The following is a 17,273-nucleotide window of genomic DNA, read 5'->3' as shown; positions in this document are numbered from 1 at the left end:
GGTCGATCTCAGGTTACCCCGGCGGCGTGGGGCCGGTCCGTCGACCGTGCGCGGCGGGCAAGTGACCTGCGATCTGATCGGCGATGCGATCGATCGAGTCCAGCAGCGCCCCTCGGGGTGCGGTCAGATCGATCGCGTGGACGAAGAGTTCGACACCGCCCTGCTTGACTTGGTACGTCCTGAGCGGTGCAGTTCCCCTGGCGTAAACGAGATGCCCTTGGCGAAGGCCGAGCGCAGTGCAGTAGGCCAGCATCTGGAAGAGGTTGTCGTTGTTCCGCTTCCCCTTGTACTTGGCGTCGACCGCGGCGACGGGGCGGTCTCGATGGTTCCACACCATGTCCAGCTTGATCGTGACTTCGTTGCCCTTGTCGAGGTGGGAGTAGTAGGGGGCGCTCGGCCACCCCTCGACCCGCGAGCCGAGTGCTGTCGCGATCGAAGTGGTCACGAAGTCCTCGAAGATGGTCTCCAGGTTGAACATGAATCCGTTGACCCCGAGCGCACCGGGTGAATGTTCGGGAGAACGCGTCTGCAGGATCACTTCGGCCAGTTCCAGCACGGTGTGGTACCGCTCGTTGAGGCGGCTGGGGGTCCACTTCGGTGGCTGCGCGAGGGAACGCCGGAACTGGACGCCTTCGAACCTCCCCCGAAGGGCGTGCAGTCTTGCCGCGGACTCCCGGTCGACTCCGGGAACGGTGAGCATGTGCTCGATCGCGGCCAGGAGGATCCGGTTTTCGGCAATGTCCGGGGTGAAGTCGTCGTACTGGATTTCCATCGGCAACGGCTGGTCGAAGCGTCTCCGCAGCTGGTCGGCAAGCCTGATCCGGCCGCGGAGGGCGGTCGCCGATTCATCTCGCTGCCGGTAGCCGTGCAGGAGGCCGAGCCGTAGCGCTTCCTCGGCTTGCCGCCACAATGTCTGGGCGACCGCCGGCACCACCCCTTCGTCGGTCGTGGTGGCGATCAGTTCGTCGCGCCAGCCGGCCGGGTTCCGGGCATAGCCCGCCAAGAACAACAACCGAGAGATCTTCATCTTCGGCATGACCCAGAATTCGAGATCGCCGAGGCGGAAGGCGCCGACCCTGCCTCGCTTGCCGGCGACCGTCCACCAGCCGCTTTCCCGCCGCCGGGTCAGTACGACCAAGCCGGAAGCCTCGAGCAGCGTCGCCTGTTCTTCGTCGAGCGCGACCGGCTCGCCCGCGCCCGTCTCACTCAGCTTGATCGGCGGCATCGCTCGACAGGCTCGCGCGGATCGCTCCCAGCCGGAAAGCGTCCAAGGTGGTTCCGCTTCCGTAGTGGTGCTCGGCGAGCAGCGGGAGGATCGACGCCTGCCACGCTCGGTCGAGACCGTCCGGCCGGCGGTAAATGCTTTCCCGCATGAGGAACGACGGTCCGACGGCGAGGTCGCGCTGGCGGATCCTTCGGTTCAGCGCGTTCAGGACACGGGGTGCGTCGCGGTTGAACTCGGCATCCTGGAACCTGTCCAGCCAGCGCTCCAGCAGACCGGCGGTCGGAGGCAGCGAAGGGTGCAGTTCGGTGAAGACGAACCGCCGCCGGATAGCCGCGTCCACCTGCGCGATCGACCGGTCGGTCGTGTTCATCGTGCCGATGACGAAGATGTTGGGCGGCAGCGTGAAGTCGGTCCGGTTCGAGTACAGCAGGCTGATCGCCTCGTCCCGGTACTCGAGCAGGAAATACAGCTCACCGAAGACCTTGGCCAGGTTCGCCCGGTTGATCTCGTCGATGATCAGGATGTGCGGCTCGGACGGGTTCTTGCGCGCCGCGTCCACGAGGTTCCGGAACGGGCCGCCGTGCAGGCCGAAGTCGACCCTCCCGTCTTCACCTTGCACCGGACGGAACCCCTCGAAGAAGTCTTCGTAGGTGTAAGAAGGGTGGAACTGGACCAGCTTGACCGCGGTGAGGTCGGCCAGCAGGTGAGCGAGTCTCTGGGCGAGGAAGGTCTTCCCGGTGCCCGGCGGCCCGTGGAAGATCAGCTGCTTGTATTCCCAGAGCAGGTCGGCCTGAGTCTGCAGCCAGTCCTGCTCCACCAAGAGCCGGGTGGCCGCTTCTTCGGTGATGGCCGGGAAGGCCAGCTCACGCTGGGGCTCGACGGCGGGGTCTTCGATCGTGACGCCGAGGTTCCGGAGCACTCGCTCGACGGTTCCGAGGTTGTCGGTCAGCTCGACGATGGCTGACTGGCTGCTGAGCTTCGCGCGGAGCTCCTGCGGCAACTCGTCCACAGTGGGCGAGCTCTCGAGCCGGAACCACCGTGCGAACCGGCGCAGGTTGGACCGGGTGTTCCCGGAGAGGAAACCGGCTGGGCCGTCGACGCGCCCGAAGTAGACGTGCTCCTGTTCGTCCCGGGTCAGGAGGTAGTCGCCGATCTGGATCCGGTTGAGGAAGTCGTTGAACTCGGTGAAGCGCTGCTTCTGGGCGTTGTAGGAAAGGTGCTGGTAGTCCTGTTCCACCGCCTTCCGCAGCCGCTCCGTCGAAACGGGCAGCGCGAGCGGGCGCAGACTGGACGGCAGCGACACGAAACCTTCGTTCAGCCAGCCGCCGACGAGCTCGCGTTCGTCCGCCGACGTTCCTTGGATCAGCCAGGCCCGGCGCAGGGGCACCGGCTCGGCGAGCAGGTCGTCGGCGAGCTCTTCCAGCAGCACCTCGGCCGAGAGCCGGGACCCGGGAGAGGCGTGTCCGAACACGTCGAATTCCACGCCTTCGGACTCCAGGCGCTTGCGGACGTCCATGCCCCGGTACCGGACAGGCAGCAGTCCGTCCGGCGGCAACGAACCGTCCACCTCCAGAATGCGGTGTGTCCCCGCCGGCCCGGTGCGGGCGAGGAATTGCCCGATGTGCTCGGGAGACTGCCCGCTGGCCTCGGAGAGGTCCTGGTAGGAGCTCCAGAAACCAGGCTTGACTTCACCGACGAGCTGGATGATGGCTCGCTCCGAGCCGCTGAGCCGGGCGACCGCTTCGTTGCGCTGCTTGCGCAGTTCGCCGAGGCGCGCCTTCAACTCCGCGAGCAGTTCATCGTCGGAATGCGTCTCCAGCGCGATTTCGCCGGCGTCGGTCAGAGACCAGCCGCCGACCTTGCTCATCCAGCCGATCGTCGCCGCATCGCCGGTGTGGTAGCCGAGCTGGGCCCGCCAGCGGACCCGTCCTTCCTTGTCCGTCGTCAGCTCGTACGGCGAAAGGTGATCTCCGAGCCGCTCCTCGACATGCTTGTACACCTGGTCCGGCTTCAGCGGCCCGTCGGCGTCTCGGAGGACTTCGAGGCTCGTTCGAAGCAAGGGGGCGACGCGCACGGTGTCGGCCAAGGAAGCTCCAGTCGGCGGTAGTGGGATGGGGCCGTCGGTTCTAAGCCGTCATTGCTTCGAGGAACTCCTGCGTCTCCGGATCGGTCGAGTAGACGCAGGTTCCGCGCATGCCACGGGTCAGCAGCACCTTGTACGTGTGAGCGATGAGTGTCTTGAAGTAAAGAGGGTTGTCCTTCGCCCGCTTGACCTCGTCGTCGTGGGAGCTCTTCGCGTCGGCCACCCAGTCGTCGCCCCGGCGCACGTAGTCGGGCCCGAAGATGACTCCGGACCAGTCGTATTCGAAGCCCTGAGCCGTGTAGACACAGCCGACCTGGCCGAATCCGCGGGGATCCGTCGCCCAGAAGTGTGATGGGGGGACACCGGGTACTGCTTTCTCCGGCCGCGCGTTCCACGGACGTTCCCAGCTGCCGATGGTGACGTCCTTGGCGAGTTCGAGCCCCTCCGCCGTGCGGATCGGTTCCTTGCTCCAAGGCCAGCAGAAGCCCGCCGAGAGGCGCGCGGTACCGCCGTTCTCGTTCCGCTGCCGGAGCAGCCAGTTCTCGAGCGACTCGGCCGAAGAGGCGGTGGCCACCACCAGGTTCCGGTCCTTCGGCGTCGCGAGTTTGCTCCAAGCCACCGGACCGAGGTTGTGGAGCCCGAGGAGCCGAGCGACCCACGTGTCGAACCTGGGCGAACCACCGCATCGGAACTGGCTGTCCAGGCGGAGCACTTCGCACTCGTAGCCGTTGGCCGTCGCGGCGGCTTCGATCTCACGTCGAGAACCCATTTCCCCCGGACGCACTGTCTGCCGCTCGTCCAGCAGGAAGACGGGGACCTTGGCTGCGTTGATCAGCTCGTCGATCTGGCGGCCGGCTCGCTCGCGCACGTGTTTGGGGGTGTACCGCTTGACGCTCGTCTCGCGGATGCGGTGTGCCTCGTCGCAGATGAGCGCGTCGAGCTCTCGTGCCGGCGTGGTCATGTAGTCGTTGAAGTACCTGAACCCGCCCATCTTGCCGCCCGACCGCGAGCCGCTGACCTTGCGGAGCGTGTTCGTGAACGAGCGCGAGCCGGTGGCGTGTTCCACCTGGTACCCGCGGCCGGCCAGGTCCTTTTTCAGCTTGAGGGCGATCGCGCTCTTCCCTGAGCCCGGCCCGCCGAGGACGACCACGGCCTTGTGCGTTCCGTCGGCCCGGGCCTGGTCGACGGCTCGGAGAACCTCCTGGTAAGCCACTTCCTGTTCGTCCAAGAGGACGAGGCTCTGGTTGATCGTCTTCGTTTCGACGTCGATCAGAAAGCCGGCATTGTGCTGAAGGCCCAGGAACTCGTCGCCGGCTTGTCGGGTCTTGGCCCGGTCGTCGCCCGCCTTGAAAAGGGAACGCAGGTGGTACTGCAGGTCCGTCCGGCGTTCCGGAGAAAACACGGCGACCAGGTCGGAATGGTCGTAACGATCGATCCAGGCGGCACTGTCCGCACTCTCCACGTAGGCGAAACCGTGCACGCTTCGCGGATTTTCGGCCAGCTTGGGTGCGGAAGTGAGCAGGTACTCGCAGTACTGCCGGACCTGGGCCGCGGGGTGGAGGATCAAGGCGTCCCCGACGCGGATCAGATCGTCGGTCTCCTGCGCCACGTTGCTGGGCGAGGCCAGTTTGACGAGCATGTAGCTGGGTTCTTCGGTGTGCGGGTTGTGGCCGCAGAGCACCAGGTCGACGTGCTTCGGGCTCTTGCCCAGTCGTGGTTCGACGATGACGTCGAGCGTGCCCAGATCGGCGTCGACGAGACTCGACAAGAGGTCCGGAAGTCCGTGCGACCACCTGCCGGGTTCCGGTTCCCGACCACCGTCTTCGGTGTCCGAACCTTCCGCAAAGGACCGCTGAAGCCTGCCCGTCCTGGCGTCGGTCAGCAGTTCCTGGGCGGTGCGTCGGATGAGCGGCATTTTCCCCCACTTGTGCACGCGTGACCTCATGCGCGGGTGGGGACAGCGACGAAGTGTTCCTTCGGTGTCCGTCGGGCCGCATTCGGCGTCGATATTAGAGGATCCGTCACCGGTTCCGGTGGACGTGTTCCGGACGCGGAACTTCGATACCCTCGGTGCGGTGCCCCGACTGATCCACCTCAACGGGCCGTCCGGGATCGGGAAGTCGACGATCGCGCAGGTCTACGCCGAACGGCATGCCGGTGTGCTGAACCTCGACACCGATCGGGTCGTCTGCCTGATCGGGGGGTGGCGGGACACCTTCTTCGAGACCTTCCGGGCCGCGCAGCTGCTCGCCGTCGCCATGGCCGAGACGCACCTGCGGACCGGGCACGACGTCGTCATGCCGCAGCTCGCGACCCGGGTCGTCGACGTCGAGCCGTTCGAGGCCGTCGCCGCCCGGTGCGGGGCCGGCTACCGGGAAATCCTGCTCACCGCCGGCAAATCCGTCGCCTGTGGGCGGTTCGCCGAGCGGGCCGCGAACCGGGACTCTGCGACCAAGGGCGTCGACGACGTCGTGCAGGCACGTGGGGGTACCGCCATGGTCGGGCGGATCCACGACCAGCTCGCCGCCTACCTGCCGCAGCGGCCCGGCTGCGTCGTCGTGCGGACCGACGGGAGCTCGCCCGAAGCCACCTACGACGCCGTGCTCGCCCACCTGCGCGCCGGCTGAGGCGGTCCGGTTCACTGGGGTCATGGCAATTCCGGAGCTCGCGCTGCGGCAGATCGAACGGTGGTGCGCGCAGCGCGTCCCCGAGCACCTCCAGGACCGGATCCGGGTCGAGTGCCGGACCCGGGGGCGGGCGGTGACCATCGTCGAACGCCGGGCGCCGTGGTCGCCGCAGGCCGGGCCCGACTGGTCGGAGCAGAAGATCGCGCAGCTGCGGTTCGACGAGTTCGGCATCTGGACGGTGTGGTGGGCCGACCGGAACGGCAAGTGGCTGAGCTACCCGGACGCGCCGGTCGCCAGCACGCCGCCCGCGCTGCTCGCCGAGATCGACCGCAACCCCGGCGGGGTGTTCTGGGGCTAGGCCGGCGGCGGGAAGCGGACCTCGTTCCGGTCGATCTTCGCGTGCGCCGCCGCGGCCAGGTCGACGCCGAGCCGGTCGGCCAGCTGCAGCAGGTAGAGCGTGACGTCGGCGATCTCGTCCAGCACGTTCTCTTCCAGCGCCGGGTCCGCGCGCCACGCGTCCGATTCCTCCGGGGTCAGCCACTGGAACAGCGAGGTCAGCTCGCCGACCTCGCCGGAAAGCGCCATCACGAGGTTCTTCGGGGTGTGGTACGGCTCCCAGGCGCGGGCCGCGGCGAAGTCGCGCAGGCGCTGGGTCACGTCGTCGAAGGTCACGGGCGCGATTGTGCCGGGTGGTCACAGTGCGCTAACGGCCGTATGGCGGACTGGCGTTGACCGGTGAATCTCTCACTCAATAGGTTGAACTTCGTCGGGATGCTTGCGGGGACCAAGGCTGGGAAAGGAACGTCTTGAAGTACCTGCGATCCGTCCGCGGCCGCATGCTGGGCATCGCGTTCATCCCCGGCGGCGCGCTCGTCGCCGTGGCTGTCGTGATCGCGGTTCTCCTGATGCACCAAGCGGTTCGGACGCGGGACGTGGCCGTGGAGACGGCGGCCGCCGCGGACCGGACGGCCCGCACGGTGGTCGCGTTGCAGGCCGAGCGGAGCGCGGCGATGGCCGCGCCTGAGCAGCGGAGTGCCGCGTACGCGACTTTCACCCAGCGGATCGAATCCGCCGTTGCCGCCCTGCGCGACTACGCGCGCCACGCCCCGGACGCCGAGTCCGCCTACCAGCAGACGACCGCCGTCGAGCTGCTTTCCGTGGCCGAAGGCATGGATCGTGCCGATTCCCTCGCTCTGGCCGGGCTGGACGACGTGACCCGGGGGTCGTTCACCTCCGCCGTCGCCTCCTACCGGGGCGAGCTGGCCCGGGTCGTCCCGCAGCTCACCGAGAGTGGCCGGATGGCGTACGAGTCACTCACCCGCAGCGCCGAATGGAGCAGGCTCGCCGCCGCCGAGAACGCCTTCACCGCCGCCGAAGCGCTTCCGTTCCCCGAAGCCACGTGGCGCAGCGCCGCCTATGCCGTGTCCGCCCAGCTCGGCCTGCTGTACACCCAGCAGAGCCAGTACGCCGTGCAGTTGACACTCGACGACGGCCGCCGCACCCTCGCCGGGGCCCTCGCGGCGGGGACCGCGCTCCTGCTGTTCGCCGGGCTGCTGATGGTCGTCGTCCGGCGGCTGGTCGCCCGGGTTCCGGTACCGGTGGTCCCGATCATGGTGCCGACCGGCCGCGCGGCCATCCCACGGCCCCGCCACGCACAGTCACGAAGGCCGGGGCTGCCGGACCCGTGGCCGCTGAAAGCCGTGTTCGACGACCTGCGGCGTCGCTGACGACGTCACGAACAGTCACTGATTACTCCGAAAAGAGCACGCGGTTGGCCCACACGCGTGCGCGTGGGCGTCGGGCAGACTGGTGCGCGTGAGTCCCCACTCGGATCTTCGCCCCTACCTGCGCACCTTGGGCGCGGAGACGCTGGCGGACCTGCTGCACGCCCAAGCCGAGCGCGACCCCGAGCTGCGGCATTCACTCGAACTGCGCGCAGCCACCCAATCCGGTGACGTGAGCGAGGCGCACCGCCTGCTCGACACCGCGGTGACCGACGGCAACGTCGAGTACACCGCGAAGATCGGCGCGGTCCTCGACACGCTGCAGCGGATGCTCGACGCCGGCAGCCGCGCCGACCTGGCCCCGCTGGCCCGGCGCACGGTCGACGACATCAGCGAGGTGCTGGAGCAGTCCGGCGATCACGCCGGCGACCTCGCCGAGCGGCTGGACCGGGCCGTGGAGCTGTACGCCCGCGCGTGCGCCGCGCGGCCGCCGGACCCGGAGAAGCTGGCCGACTGGATCCTCGAGGTCGAGTTCGACGGCCCCGGCCGCCCGACGATCGACCTCGCCGACTTCGCGACGGCGCTGGGCGAGCCCGGGCTCGAGCGGATCAAGGCCACGGTGGACGACGTGCTCGCGGCGAACGGCCCTGGCCACCGCCGTGACGTGGCCGAACGGCTGCGCGAACAGCTGGCCGAGGTGCTCGGCGACGTCGACGAGCTGGTGGCGATCCTGTCGGCCAAGCCGCCGCGCGTGGACGTCAGCCTCAAGATCGTCCGGGTGCTGCGGGCCGCCGGGCGGCACAGCGAGGCCATCGCGCACGCCGCCCGCGCGCTGACCCACGACAAGCAGCCGCCGGCACCGGAGCCGGAAAGCGACACCGCTCGCCGTCGGAAGGAGTTCGACGCGCGACCGGATCGCGAGACGTACGCCGCCCTTCGCGAGGCCGCGACGAAGGCCGGGAAGTGGACCGTCCAGCGCCGGGAAGCGCTCGCTTGCCTGCGCGAGCGTGCCGCCGAGGGGATCGGGCAGGCCGACGAGCTGGCCCGCGTCCTGCTCGACGACGGCCGTCCGGACGAAGCCTGGCGGGCCTGCGTGCGGTTCGGCGCGTCCGCGGAGCTCAAGCTGGAGCTGGCCGAACAGCGGGCGGCCGAGCACCCGGCCGAGACGATCCCGGTCTTCCGCGAACACGTCGACGAACTCATCGAGCGCAAGGACCCCGCGGCCTACCAGGAAGCGGCCCGCCGGCTGAAGCTGTTGCGCACCTTGCACAAGCGCGCCGGAACGCCGGACGAATTCACCGCTTACCTGGCCGCTCTGGTGGAAAACCACCGGCGGAAAACCCGGCTGATCACGGAAATCCGAGCCGCCCGGATCGCCTTGCCGAAAGCCGTAACCTCCCCGCGTACCCCTCGTTGACCCCGGAGAACCGGTGATACACGTGCACCGGGACATCGTGAGCGCGCCAGGCGTCGCGGTGGCCCAGTTCCGCCGTCCGGCTCGGCGCCTCCCCGTCGAGCGAGCGGCGGGACCCGCGCCAGGGCCACCGCGACCCGTTCGCGGTGAAGTGGAAGCATGAGGCCATGAGCCCGGTCAGTCGCGCCCGCAAGAAGGCACCGCAGCCCGTCACCCACAGCGTGACCGGCCTGTTCAAGGAGATCCTGAACGACTTCTCGGCGCTGGGCGCCGACCCCGCGCCGGTCGACGTCGAACTGCTCGCCTCCGAGGTGCTCGGGCAGTTCCACGACCTGCCCGTCGAGGACGGCGAAGAGCCGCTCGGCCTGGAGCTCATCGCCTTCGCCCAGCGCAAGATCACCCCGGGCGCCGCCGCGTTGCTGGCCGCGCTGAAGGTGGTCGCCGAAACCGACGTCGAGCGCAAGGCCGCCGAGGCCGGCCTGCAGGTCGTCCTCGGCCGCGGCATCCCCGCGCCCGCCTGGGCCGCCGGGCTGGGCCGGGTCACCGCCGGCGAGTGCTGGCGCACCGGGGACGTCTTCGGCGACGAGTCGTCGCTGCTCTGCGTCTTCTCCCACGGTGACCAGGCGTACGGCCTGCTGGCGCTGCTCGACTTCACCGAGGGCGGCCGGGTGCGGGACCTCGTCGTGATCGACCAGCCCGCCGACGTCGTGGCCGAGATGCGGGAGCAGTCCGACGCCGACCCGGAGCTGGTCGTCTTCGCAGCCGTCGACCCGGCCGAGGCCCACCGCCTGATCGCCGACGGCCTGGCCGCCACCGACCACCTCGACGACGCCGACGTCAGCGAGGACTACGCCCGCTTCCACGCCGTCGCGCTCACCTGGTGCCACGCGCTGCCGGAGCCCGCGCTGGTGCCCGAGGTCGCCGAGTGGTCCGACGCCGAACGCGCCGCCGTCGTCGAGCAGTTCGTCGCGGCGAGCGGCGAAGACGCCGACGCCGCCCGCGCGCTCGGCAGCCTGCTGCTGGAACACGGCCTGCGCACCGACCCGGGGAACCCCCTGCGCGTCGGGCCGGAGAAGATCGCGCGGTTCCTCGAGGGCCTGCTGGGCGAGGAGTACGAGCTCGACGCCGACTACGAGGACGCCGTCGAGCCGGTCGTGCTGGCGTGGGTGCAGTGGGCCGGCGAGCGGGCGCACCTGACCGAGACGGCGATCGCCGCCCTCGACGAGGCCGTCCAGGACTACCTGAGCGAGTACGCCGACGATGACGACTCGCCCCTGGAGCGCTACTTCGCCGACACCGGCGACCTGTCGCCGACCGAGCTGGCCGACGCGCTGGAACGCCGGATGTTCGCCGTGCCGTCGACGACCACGGAGATCGACGAAGAAGAGGTCGACCTCGACCCCACCGACCCCGACCAGCGCCGGGCGCTCGTCATCGCCGAGGCCGACGAGGACGAAGAGGAGCAGCGGCTGATCCTGCGCGCGACGATCGTCGACCAGCTCTGGGACAACGAGCCCGCCGAGGTCTGGCCGGCCGTCGAACGCCTGCAGGAGGGCGAACTCGACCGCGACGAGATTTTCGAGCAGCTGATCGACGCCCTGGAAAACAGCCTGCTGGACGCGGAAAACCTCGAATACGACGCCGACGCCTACCTCGAGGCGCTGGCCGGGCTCTGAGGCCTAAGGGAGGGGGCCTGCCGGTTCGGCGGGCTTTGCCTTGCGGCGGCGCTCCTGAAGCCGGTCGTCGAAGTCGACGACGAACGTCCCGGCGGCCATCGCGATCAGCAAGGCCAGACCGAGTACCGCACCGACCCACGTGAGGATCATCGCGAACATCGTGGGCCTCCTCCCCAGCTCAGAGCCGTTTTCGTGACTCCTTCAGGGTCGCTTTCACAGCGGACGCCCGGTATCGGCCAACCGGTTACGGCTGAACGGGCCGCCTCGGCCGATCGGCCGGATTCCGGCGCGGAGAGTCGCGAGATCGCGACGAATCGTGGCCGCGCACTCGCGCAGCGTGCGAATACGCGGCATGTGGGTGACGGCTCGCGTGACTGTGACATCCGGGGCCGGGGGCTCCACCACCCGGGCCAATGGGATCTAGCGGCTCAGAGCTTGCGCAGGCGGACGCGGTTGATCGCGTGGTCGCAGTCCTTGCGCAGCACCAGCGTCGCCCGCGGCCGGGTCGGCTTGATGTTCTCCATCAGGTTCGGCTCGTTGATCGAGTGCCACAGGTGCCGGGCTTCGGCGCGGGCCTCGTCGTCGGGCAGGCCGGCGAAGTGGTGGAAGTGCGACGCCGGGTCCGCGAACGCCGTGTGCCGCAGCTCCAGGAACCGCTCGATGTACCAGCGCTGGATGTCGTCGGTGTGCGCGTCGACGTAGATCGAGAAGTCGAACAGGTCGGACACCATCAGCCGCGGCCCCGGCTGGAGCACGTTCAGGCCCTCGACGATGAGGATGTCCGGCTGCTGCACCACCTGCTCCTGGCCGGGCAGGATGTCGTAGGCCAGGTGCGAGTACACCGGCGCGGCGACGCGCTCGGCGCCCGACTTCACCTCGGTGACGAACCGCAGCAGCGCGCGCCGGTCGTAGCTCTCCGGGAAGCCCTTGCGGTGCATGATCCCGCGCCGCATCAGCTCGGCGCGCGGGTACAGGAAGCCGTCCGTGGTGACGAGGTCGACGCGCGGGTGGTCCGGCCAGCGGGCGAGCAGCGTGCGCAGGATGCGGGCGGTGGTCGACTTGCCGACCGCCACGCTCCCGGCGATGCCGATGACGAACGGGACCTTCGTGCCGCGGGAGTCGTCACCGAGGAACGTCGTGGTCGCTTCGTAGAGCCGCTGGCGCGCGGCGACCTGCAGGTTGATCAGGCGGGACAGCGGCAGGTAGACGTCGGCCACCTCGGCCAGGTCGACCTGCTCGCCGAGGCCGCGCAGCCGCAGCAGCTCGGCCGCGGTCAGCGGCAACGGCGTCGAACTCCGCAGTTCTTTCCATTGTTCCCGGTGCAGCTCGACATACGGGCTGAGTTCGCGGACCCGGGTCATCGCACACTCCTCCGGCCGTCGCCTGCACTGACTGTCCCGCGGGGGTCCGGGTGGCGGAGCCCCCGGCCCGGGGCGAAGCCCCGGATGTCACTGCGGACGTTTTACCTGCTCGATCAACGGTAGGGCTTACGGCCGGTTAAAGCGCTGTGACTTAGTCCACCCCCGATCCGGGGTTGTTCACCCAGCGTCACGATCTCCGAAGACTTCGGCCCAGGCCGCGGCGACCTGCCGGGCGCAGGTCTCTGGGGCGAGGCCGCCGACGCCGGTGCCGAGCCCCGGCATCGCGATCGTGTCGACGAACCCGCGCACCGGGCCGTCGTCGAGCCGGCCGTCACGCCAGGTCAGGAAGACCGCGCGGGCGGCGAGGTAGGGGTGGACGGTGTCGGCGGGCAGCCGCTCGCCGGGTTCGCGCATGGTCGGCGCGCTGATCAGCCACGCCGGCTGGGCTTCGCCGGTCGGCACCACGACGGCGTCGCCGATCGGCAGCTCCCCGCCGTGGAAGGCCAGGACAGCGCTGCGGACGCTCTGCTCCACGCCCGGGAACGCCTGTGCGTAGACGGCGTCGATGCCGCCGCGCATCCAGCCGTAGGAGTTGGCCGGGCTGACCACGGCCTGGGCGACGACGTCGAGCACCGACCCGCGGTGCACCCGGACCCGGCCGGCCAGCTTCCGGGCAGCGGCGGTCCAGGCCTCGGCGAGTGGTTCATCGACGGCGCACAGCACCAGCTCCGGTGCGCGAGGGGCGACCGGCGGCGAAGCGCCCTCACGTCCGGTGTGCGTGCCCGATTCGGCGGTCACGCCTTCAGCATCGCAAAAAATGCCACCCGGCGTAACCGGTTCCCGTACCGGCTGTCCGAGTGAATGTCGCCACGGTTCGAGCCCGTAGCCTGGGTGCTGTGTCACGGATCGCATACTTCGGCCCCCGAGGGACCTTCACCGAACAGGCCGCGCGGGTGCTCGCCGCCGGCGAAGAACTGATCCCGGTCGAGACCGTGCGGCTGGCGATGACCGCCGTCCGGACCGGCGAAGCGGACGCGGCGTGCGTCCCCATCGAGAACTCCGTCGAGGGCGTGGTGCCCGCCACGCTCGACGCGTTCAGCGAGGCGAGCCCGCTGGTCGCCGTCGCCGAGACCATCCTGCCGATCCACTTCAGCGTGCTCACCCGGCCCGGCACCGCGGAGATCCGGACCGTCGCCAGCCACCCGCACGCGCTGGCGCAGGTCCGCGAGTGGCTCGAGGTGAACCTGCCGGGCGCGCACGCGGTGGCGTCGTCGTCGACGTCGGCCGCCGCGGTCGGCGTGCTGGAGGGTGACTTCGACGCGGCGGTCTGCGCGCCGGTCGCCGTCGAGCACTACGACCTCGAGGTGCTGGCGACCGAGGTCGCCGACGTCACCGACGCGGCGACGCGGTTCCTGCTGGTCCGCCCGCCGGGCGAGCTGCCGGAGCCGACGGGCGCGGACCGGACGTCCGTGGTCGCCGCGGCCACCAACCGCACCGGCACGCTCGCCGAGTTGCTCACCGAGCTGGCCGGCCGCGGCATCAACCTGACCCGGCTCGACGCCCGCCCGACGCGCAGCAACTTCGGCGAGTACCGCTTCTTCATCGACTTCGAGGGCCACGTCGCCGAGCCGCGGGTTCTCGACGCGCTGACGGCGTTGCGCCGGCGCTGCCGCAACCTGCGGTTCCTCGGTTCGCACCCGCGGGCCGACGGGACGCGCACCACGATCGAGCCGGGGTTCGGCAACGACGACTTCGTCGACGCCGCCGTGTGGGCCGACGCGGTCCGCAAGGGGGACTCCGCGTGAGGCTGCTGCTCATCCGCCACGGGCAGACCGAAGGGAACGTCCGCGGTGCGCTGGACACCGCCCTGCCCGGGCCGCCGTTGACGGACCTGGGCCGCACGCAGGCCGACGACCTCGCGATCCGGCTGGCGGGCGAGCCGATCGTCGCGGTCTACGCGTCCCAGGCGACCCGCGCGCAGCAGACGGCGGCACCGCTGGCCGCGCAGTTCTCGCTGGACGTGCAGGTCGTCGACGGCGTCCACGAGGTCGTCGCCGGTGATCTGGAAGGGGCGACCGACCACGCGTCGATCCGCACCTACATGGAGACGGTCCGGCGGTGGACCCTCGGCGAGCTGGCGCCGTCGCTGCCCGGCGGCGAAAGCGGCACGAGCGTGCGCACGCGGATGCTCGACGCCGTCGGCCGGCTGCGCGCCAAGCACGAGCAGGCCGATCCCGACGGCGTGGTCGCCCTGGTCAGCCACGGCGGCGCGATCCGGCTGGCCGCCGAGTGGCTGGCGCCGAACGTCCACGCGGACGTGGCCAACGCGGCGCTGATCCCGAACACGGGCCTGGTGGAGCTGGCGGCCCGGCCGGACGGCGAGTGGCGCTGCCTGACCTGGGTCGACACCCCGCTCTGAGCGTCACTAAAGTGTGATCCTGTCACGTTTAGAACACGGTCTGTGGGGAATTTACGAGAGCAGCCAACCCGGCCGCGACCCGGTACGTCTACCCAGTAGCACCACACCAGGGAGGCGATTGACATGAAGCTTTCACGGTTGTTCCCGGTCGTCGCGGCTTCGGCGGGCGTCCTCGCGCTCTCCGCCTGCGGGGGCGGCGGCACCACGAACGCGGCGAGCAGTTCGACGCCGTCCAGCTCGGAGACGCCGACCACGACCACGGTCACCACCGCCACGTCGAGCCCCGCCTCGACGACGCCCGCCGCGCCACCGGCCGCCCAGCCCGCCGACAACGGGCTCTGCAAGGCCGGGGACGTGAAGCTCTCGCTCGGCCAGGGCGACTCGGGCGCCGGCTCGACGTTCCGCCCGCTGCTCATCAAGAACGCCAGCTCGAAGCCGTGCACCATCCAGGGCTTCCCCGGCGTGTCCTACGTGGCCGGCGCGGACGGGCACCAGGTCGGCAAGGACGCCTTCCGCGAGGGCACCAAGGGTAGCGCCGTCAAGCTGAACCCCGGCCAGACCGCGGCCGCCGACATCCAGTTCGTCAACGTGCGCAACTTCGACCCGGGCACCTGCCAGCCGACGCCGGTCAAGGGCCTGCGCATCTACCTGCCGCAGGAGACGGCGTCGAACTTCGTGCCCGAAGAAGGCACCGGCTGCGCCGGCACGAAGATCCCCGGCAACCAGCTCTCGGTGAAGACCGTCCACTCGGCCTAGCCCGGGCCCCGCCCCACCGCCCTCGACGGCCGGGCTTCGCCCGGCTGTTCAGATCCGGCCGCAGATCTCTTTGGCCTCGGTCAGGTGCCGCTGCCCGGAGATGTCGCTGAAGTGCAGGCTGAGCACCATCCGGCTGACGCCGTCGATGTGGTCGGCGAGCGGCTGGTAGTTCGCGTTCACCTGCGCGGCGGCCGCGGACAGCTCGCGCGCCGCCACCATCCGGTGCAGGCGTTCGGGGCTGAGCCCGGGCGTCAGCGCCGGCTGCGCGTCGCGGCTCGTGTCCGGCAGCTCGCCCACGCGGTCGAGCGCCTGGCACGCCGCGACGGCGTCTTCGAGCGCGCCGGCGTGTACGCCGGACAGTGCCCACAAGAGCCCGAGCACGCTCGCGCCCAGCACGAACCCGGCCACCGCGCACAGCACCGGCAACCGGCGGGACGGCGGGGGCGCGGACTCGGCCCCGGACTCCGCCGGAGGCTCGTCGAAGTCGGGATCGGCGTCGGTGCCGGTCCCCGGGTCCACGGTGCGCATGGCTGCCTCCTCACCACCTGGGTGAGGAGCTATTTCAGCTCACAATCCCGGGTCGTGGTGCGTCAGCGCCGCGGCTGAGTCCGATTCGTCACCGAGAGCGGACCGCCGCAGCGCGCCGAACGCGAACGCGGCGATCACCAGCATCGCCACGCCCGACACGGCGAACGTCCGCGCGGCCGAGCCGAGCCGCTCGGTCAGCACGCCACCCAGCAGCGCGCCGAGCGGGATCGCGCCCCAGACGACCGTGCGCCACACCCCGAGCACCCGCCCGAGCAGTTCGCCGGGCACGAGCGTGTGCCGGGCCGTCGCGAGCACGACGTTCACCGCCACGACCGCGGCCGCGAACAGGCCGAACAGCGCCGCGCCCGCGACCGGCGAGCGCACCAGGCCCATCCCGCCGAAGCCGAGGCCGCAGCCGACGATCCCGCCCACGACCACCGGAAGCCGGCCGGTCGCCCGCACCAGCCGCGGGGCGACGCCCGCGCCGAGCAGCCCGCCGATCCCGCCGACGAACGCGAACAGGCCGAAGGTCGCGTCGGAGAGGTGGAGGTCCTCGAGCGCGTACAGCACCAGCTGCGCCTGCGCGAGCTCGCTGACCAGGCTCAGCAACCCGGCCACGACCACCAGCCGCAGCAGCAGCGGGTGCCCGCGCAGCCAGCGCAGGCCGTCGGCGAGCTCCGTGCGGAGCTTCGCCGGCTCGACCGGGGTCTCGGCCTTGCCGCGGTAGGTGCCGGCCAGCCCGAGCAGCACCGCGGCCGCGATCGCGAAGCCGGCGGAGTTCAGGATGAAGGGGAAGGCGGCGAAGAGGGCGAAGGTCAGGCTGCCGACCGGGCCACCGAGGAACGTCTGGCCGACGATCTCGCAGGCCTGCAGCTTGCTGTTGGCCGCGTCGAGCGAACCGTCGCCGACGACCGCCGGGATCAACGCGTTCGCCGCGCTGTCCGCGATCGTCTCGGCCGTTCCGATGATCAGCGCGACCAGGTAGACCAGCCAGATCGTCATGCCGCCGGCGGCGACGAGCACGGCCAAGGCGCCGACGGCGGTGGCACGGGCGGTGTTCGCCACGATCATCGCGCGCCGCCGGTCGATCCGGTCGACCAGCGCGCCGGCGACCGCGGCGAACAGCAGCCAGGGCAGGAACTGGGTGGCGGACAACCCGGCGATGAGCACGGGATCGCGGGTCAGCGTCGTGGCCAGCAGGGGCAGGGCCACCTTGCCGATGCCGTCCCCCAGGTGGGACGCCGCGCTCGACGTCAGCAGCCACCTGAGTCTTCGGCCGCCCCTGTCGCTCCGGGCTTCGTTCACGGTGCCTCCCCCGCACGAAATCGAAGTCACCCCACGACTGCGTACGAGGATAACCGGCGGTGATGGCTGCGCGTGGTCACGTTGTCACCACTGGTGAAACCCGTGACAGTTTCCGGTCGCAAGTGCGGAAACCGGTGGAACCCGGCGGAGTGACG

The 17,273-nt window shown here is 70.2% G+C and carries 17 protein-coding genes; 8 read left to right on the top strand and 9 right to left on the bottom strand.

Annotated elements, in window-relative coordinates; translation table 11 throughout:
* Positions 1 to 13: 13 nt before the first annotated feature.
* From ACLJOU_RS02180 to ACLJOU_RS02170, 3 genes are read right to left on the bottom strand one after another with little or no spacing between them, the layout of a single operon-like run.
* A complete protein-coding gene (locus tag ACLJOU_RS02180) occupies positions 14 to 1,225 on the bottom strand; it encodes an McrC family protein (RefSeq protein ID WP_410562516.1) in 1,212 nt (403 codons plus the stop codon).
* Complete coding sequence (locus ACLJOU_RS02175; RefSeq protein WP_410562514.1) at positions 1,203 to 3,311, bottom strand: McrB family protein; 2,109 nt, start codon at positions 3,309 to 3,311, stop codon at positions 1,203 to 1,205. The genes ACLJOU_RS02180 and ACLJOU_RS02175 overlap by 23 nt, the downstream gene beginning before the upstream one ends.
* Positions 3,312 to 3,351: 40 nt before the next feature.
* Complete coding sequence (locus ACLJOU_RS02170) at positions 3,352 to 5,406, bottom strand: DNA/RNA helicase domain-containing protein (RefSeq protein ID WP_410562513.1); 2,055 nt, start codon at positions 5,404 to 5,406, stop codon at positions 3,352 to 3,354.
* Here ACLJOU_RS02170 and ACLJOU_RS02165 point away from each other — a divergent pair.
* On the top strand, positions 5,384 to 5,935 hold the full coding sequence (locus tag ACLJOU_RS02165; RefSeq protein ID WP_410562511.1) for an AAA family ATPase: 552 nt from the start codon (positions 5,384 to 5,386) through the stop codon (positions 5,933 to 5,935). The genes ACLJOU_RS02170 and ACLJOU_RS02165 overlap by 23 nt on opposite strands.
* A gap of 22 nt (positions 5,936 to 5,957) precedes the next feature.
* Positions 5,958 to 6,293: a DUF3024 domain-containing protein gene (locus ACLJOU_RS02160; protein ID WP_410562509.1), complete on the top strand. Its 336-nt coding sequence runs from the start codon at positions 5,958 to 5,960 to the stop codon at positions 6,291 to 6,293.
* On the opposite strand, the gene ACLJOU_RS02155 is transcribed toward ACLJOU_RS02160, so the two are convergent.
* Entirely contained in the window at positions 6,290 to 6,607 is a 318-nt protein-coding gene (locus ACLJOU_RS02155) for a nucleotide pyrophosphohydrolase (protein WP_410562508.1), read from the bottom strand. The two genes, ACLJOU_RS02160 and ACLJOU_RS02155, sit on opposite strands and share 4 nt — an antisense overlap.
* A 134-nt stretch (positions 6,608 to 6,741) precedes the next feature.
* Between ACLJOU_RS02155 and ACLJOU_RS02150 the strand changes: the two genes are divergently transcribed.
* The 3 genes from ACLJOU_RS02150 (at position 6,742) to ACLJOU_RS02140 (ending at position 10,749) form a co-directional block, all read left to right on the top strand.
* Positions 6,742 to 7,662 carry a histidine kinase gene (locus ACLJOU_RS02150; RefSeq protein ID WP_410562506.1) on the top strand — a complete coding sequence of 307 codons (921 nt, stop codon included), beginning with the start codon at positions 6,742 to 6,744 and terminating at the stop codon, positions 7,660 to 7,662.
* Positions 7,663 to 7,750: 88 nt separating this feature from the next.
* Positions 7,751 to 9,076: a DUF6880 family protein gene (locus ACLJOU_RS02145; RefSeq protein ID WP_410562504.1), complete on the top strand. Its 1,326-nt coding sequence runs from the start codon at positions 7,751 to 7,753 to the stop codon at positions 9,074 to 9,076.
* A 164-nt stretch (positions 9,077 to 9,240) separates the two neighbouring features.
* Positions 9,241 to 10,749: a hypothetical protein gene (locus ACLJOU_RS02140; RefSeq protein ID WP_410562503.1), complete on the top strand. Its 1,509-nt coding sequence runs from the start codon at positions 9,241 to 9,243 to the stop codon at positions 10,747 to 10,749.
* Positions 10,750 to 10,752: 3 nt separating this feature from the next.
* Here the strand turns inward: ACLJOU_RS02140 and ACLJOU_RS02135 are convergent, their stop codons facing one another.
* The 3 genes from ACLJOU_RS02135 to ACLJOU_RS02125 form a co-directional block, all read right to left on the bottom strand.
* Positions 10,753 to 10,908: a hypothetical protein gene (locus ACLJOU_RS02135; RefSeq protein ID WP_206784075.1), complete on the bottom strand. Its 156-nt coding sequence runs from the start codon at positions 10,906 to 10,908 to the stop codon at positions 10,753 to 10,755.
* A gap of 269 nt (positions 10,909 to 11,177) precedes the next feature.
* On the bottom strand, positions 11,178 to 12,110 hold the full coding sequence (gene coaA / locus ACLJOU_RS02130) for a type I pantothenate kinase (protein WP_364276133.1): 933 nt from the start codon (positions 12,108 to 12,110) through the stop codon (positions 11,178 to 11,180).
* 177 nt (positions 12,111 to 12,287) lie between these two features.
* Positions 12,288 to 12,908, bottom strand: a complete 621-nt coding sequence (locus ACLJOU_RS02125) for a macro domain-containing protein (protein ID WP_410562500.1) — start codon at positions 12,906 to 12,908, stop codon at positions 12,288 to 12,290.
* A gap of 98 nt (positions 12,909 to 13,006) precedes the next feature.
* On the opposite strand from ACLJOU_RS02125, the gene pheA reads away from it, so the two are divergent.
* From pheA to ACLJOU_RS02110, 3 genes are all read left to right on the top strand, one after another.
* Positions 13,007 to 13,915 (top strand): prephenate dehydratase, encoded by a 909-nt coding sequence (gene pheA, locus ACLJOU_RS02120; protein ID WP_410562497.1) that lies wholly within the window; start codon positions 13,007 to 13,009, stop codon positions 13,913 to 13,915.
* Entirely contained in the window at positions 13,912 to 14,529 is a 618-nt protein-coding gene (locus ACLJOU_RS02115; RefSeq protein WP_410562495.1) for a histidine phosphatase family protein, read from the top strand. Before pheA ends, ACLJOU_RS02115 begins: the two co-directional genes overlap by 4 nt.
* Positions 14,530 to 14,646: 117 nt before the next feature.
* A complete protein-coding gene (locus ACLJOU_RS02110; RefSeq protein WP_410564667.1) occupies positions 14,647 to 15,285 on the top strand; it encodes a DUF4232 domain-containing protein in 639 nt (212 codons plus the stop codon).
* A 48-nt stretch (positions 15,286 to 15,333) separates the two neighbouring features.
* Here the strand turns inward: ACLJOU_RS02110 and ACLJOU_RS02105 are convergent, their stop codons facing one another.
* Complete coding sequence (locus tag ACLJOU_RS02105; protein ID WP_410562493.1) at positions 15,334 to 15,813, bottom strand: hypothetical protein; 480 nt, start codon at positions 15,811 to 15,813, stop codon at positions 15,334 to 15,336.
* A 39-nt stretch (positions 15,814 to 15,852) separates the two neighbouring features.
* Positions 15,853 to 17,118, bottom strand: coding sequence for an MFS transporter (locus ACLJOU_RS02100; protein WP_410562490.1), 1,266 nt, complete (start codon positions 17,116 to 17,118; stop codon positions 15,853 to 15,855).
* Positions 17,119 to 17,273: the final 155 nt, after the last annotated feature.

The organism is Amycolatopsis sp. cmx-4-61 (assembly GCF_046548775.1).
Lineage (GTDB): Bacteria > Actinomycetota > Actinomycetes > Mycobacteriales > Pseudonocardiaceae > Amycolatopsis.
Note: the sequence above shows the minus strand (reverse complement) of the source record. Positions and strands in the feature narration are given on the sequence as shown.

What these genes read in the sequence shown, in the direction of transcription:
- ACLJOU_RS02105 (WP_410562493.1), bottom strand. Translation starts at nt 15,813, where the DNA reads ATGCGCACCGTGGACCCGGGGACCGGCACCGACGCCGATCCCGACTTC.
- coaA (WP_364276133.1), bottom strand. Translation starts at nt 12,110, where the DNA reads ATGACCCGGGTCCGCGAACTCAGCCCGTATGTCGAGCTGCACCGGGAA.
- ACLJOU_RS02140 (WP_410562503.1), top strand. Translation starts at nt 9,241, where the DNA reads ATGAGCCCGGTCAGTCGCGCCCGCAAGAAGGCACCGCAGCCCGTCACC.
- ACLJOU_RS02135 (WP_206784075.1), bottom strand. Translation starts at nt 10,908, where the DNA reads ATGTTCGCGATGATCCTCACGTGGGTCGGTGCGGTACTCGGTCTGGCC.
- ACLJOU_RS02180 (WP_410562516.1), bottom strand. Translation starts at nt 1,225, where the DNA reads ATGCCGCCGATCAAGCTGAGTGAGACGGGCGCGGGCGAGCCGGTCGCG.
- ACLJOU_RS02160 (WP_410562509.1), top strand. Translation starts at nt 5,958, where the DNA reads ATGGCAATTCCGGAGCTCGCGCTGCGGCAGATCGAACGGTGGTGCGCG.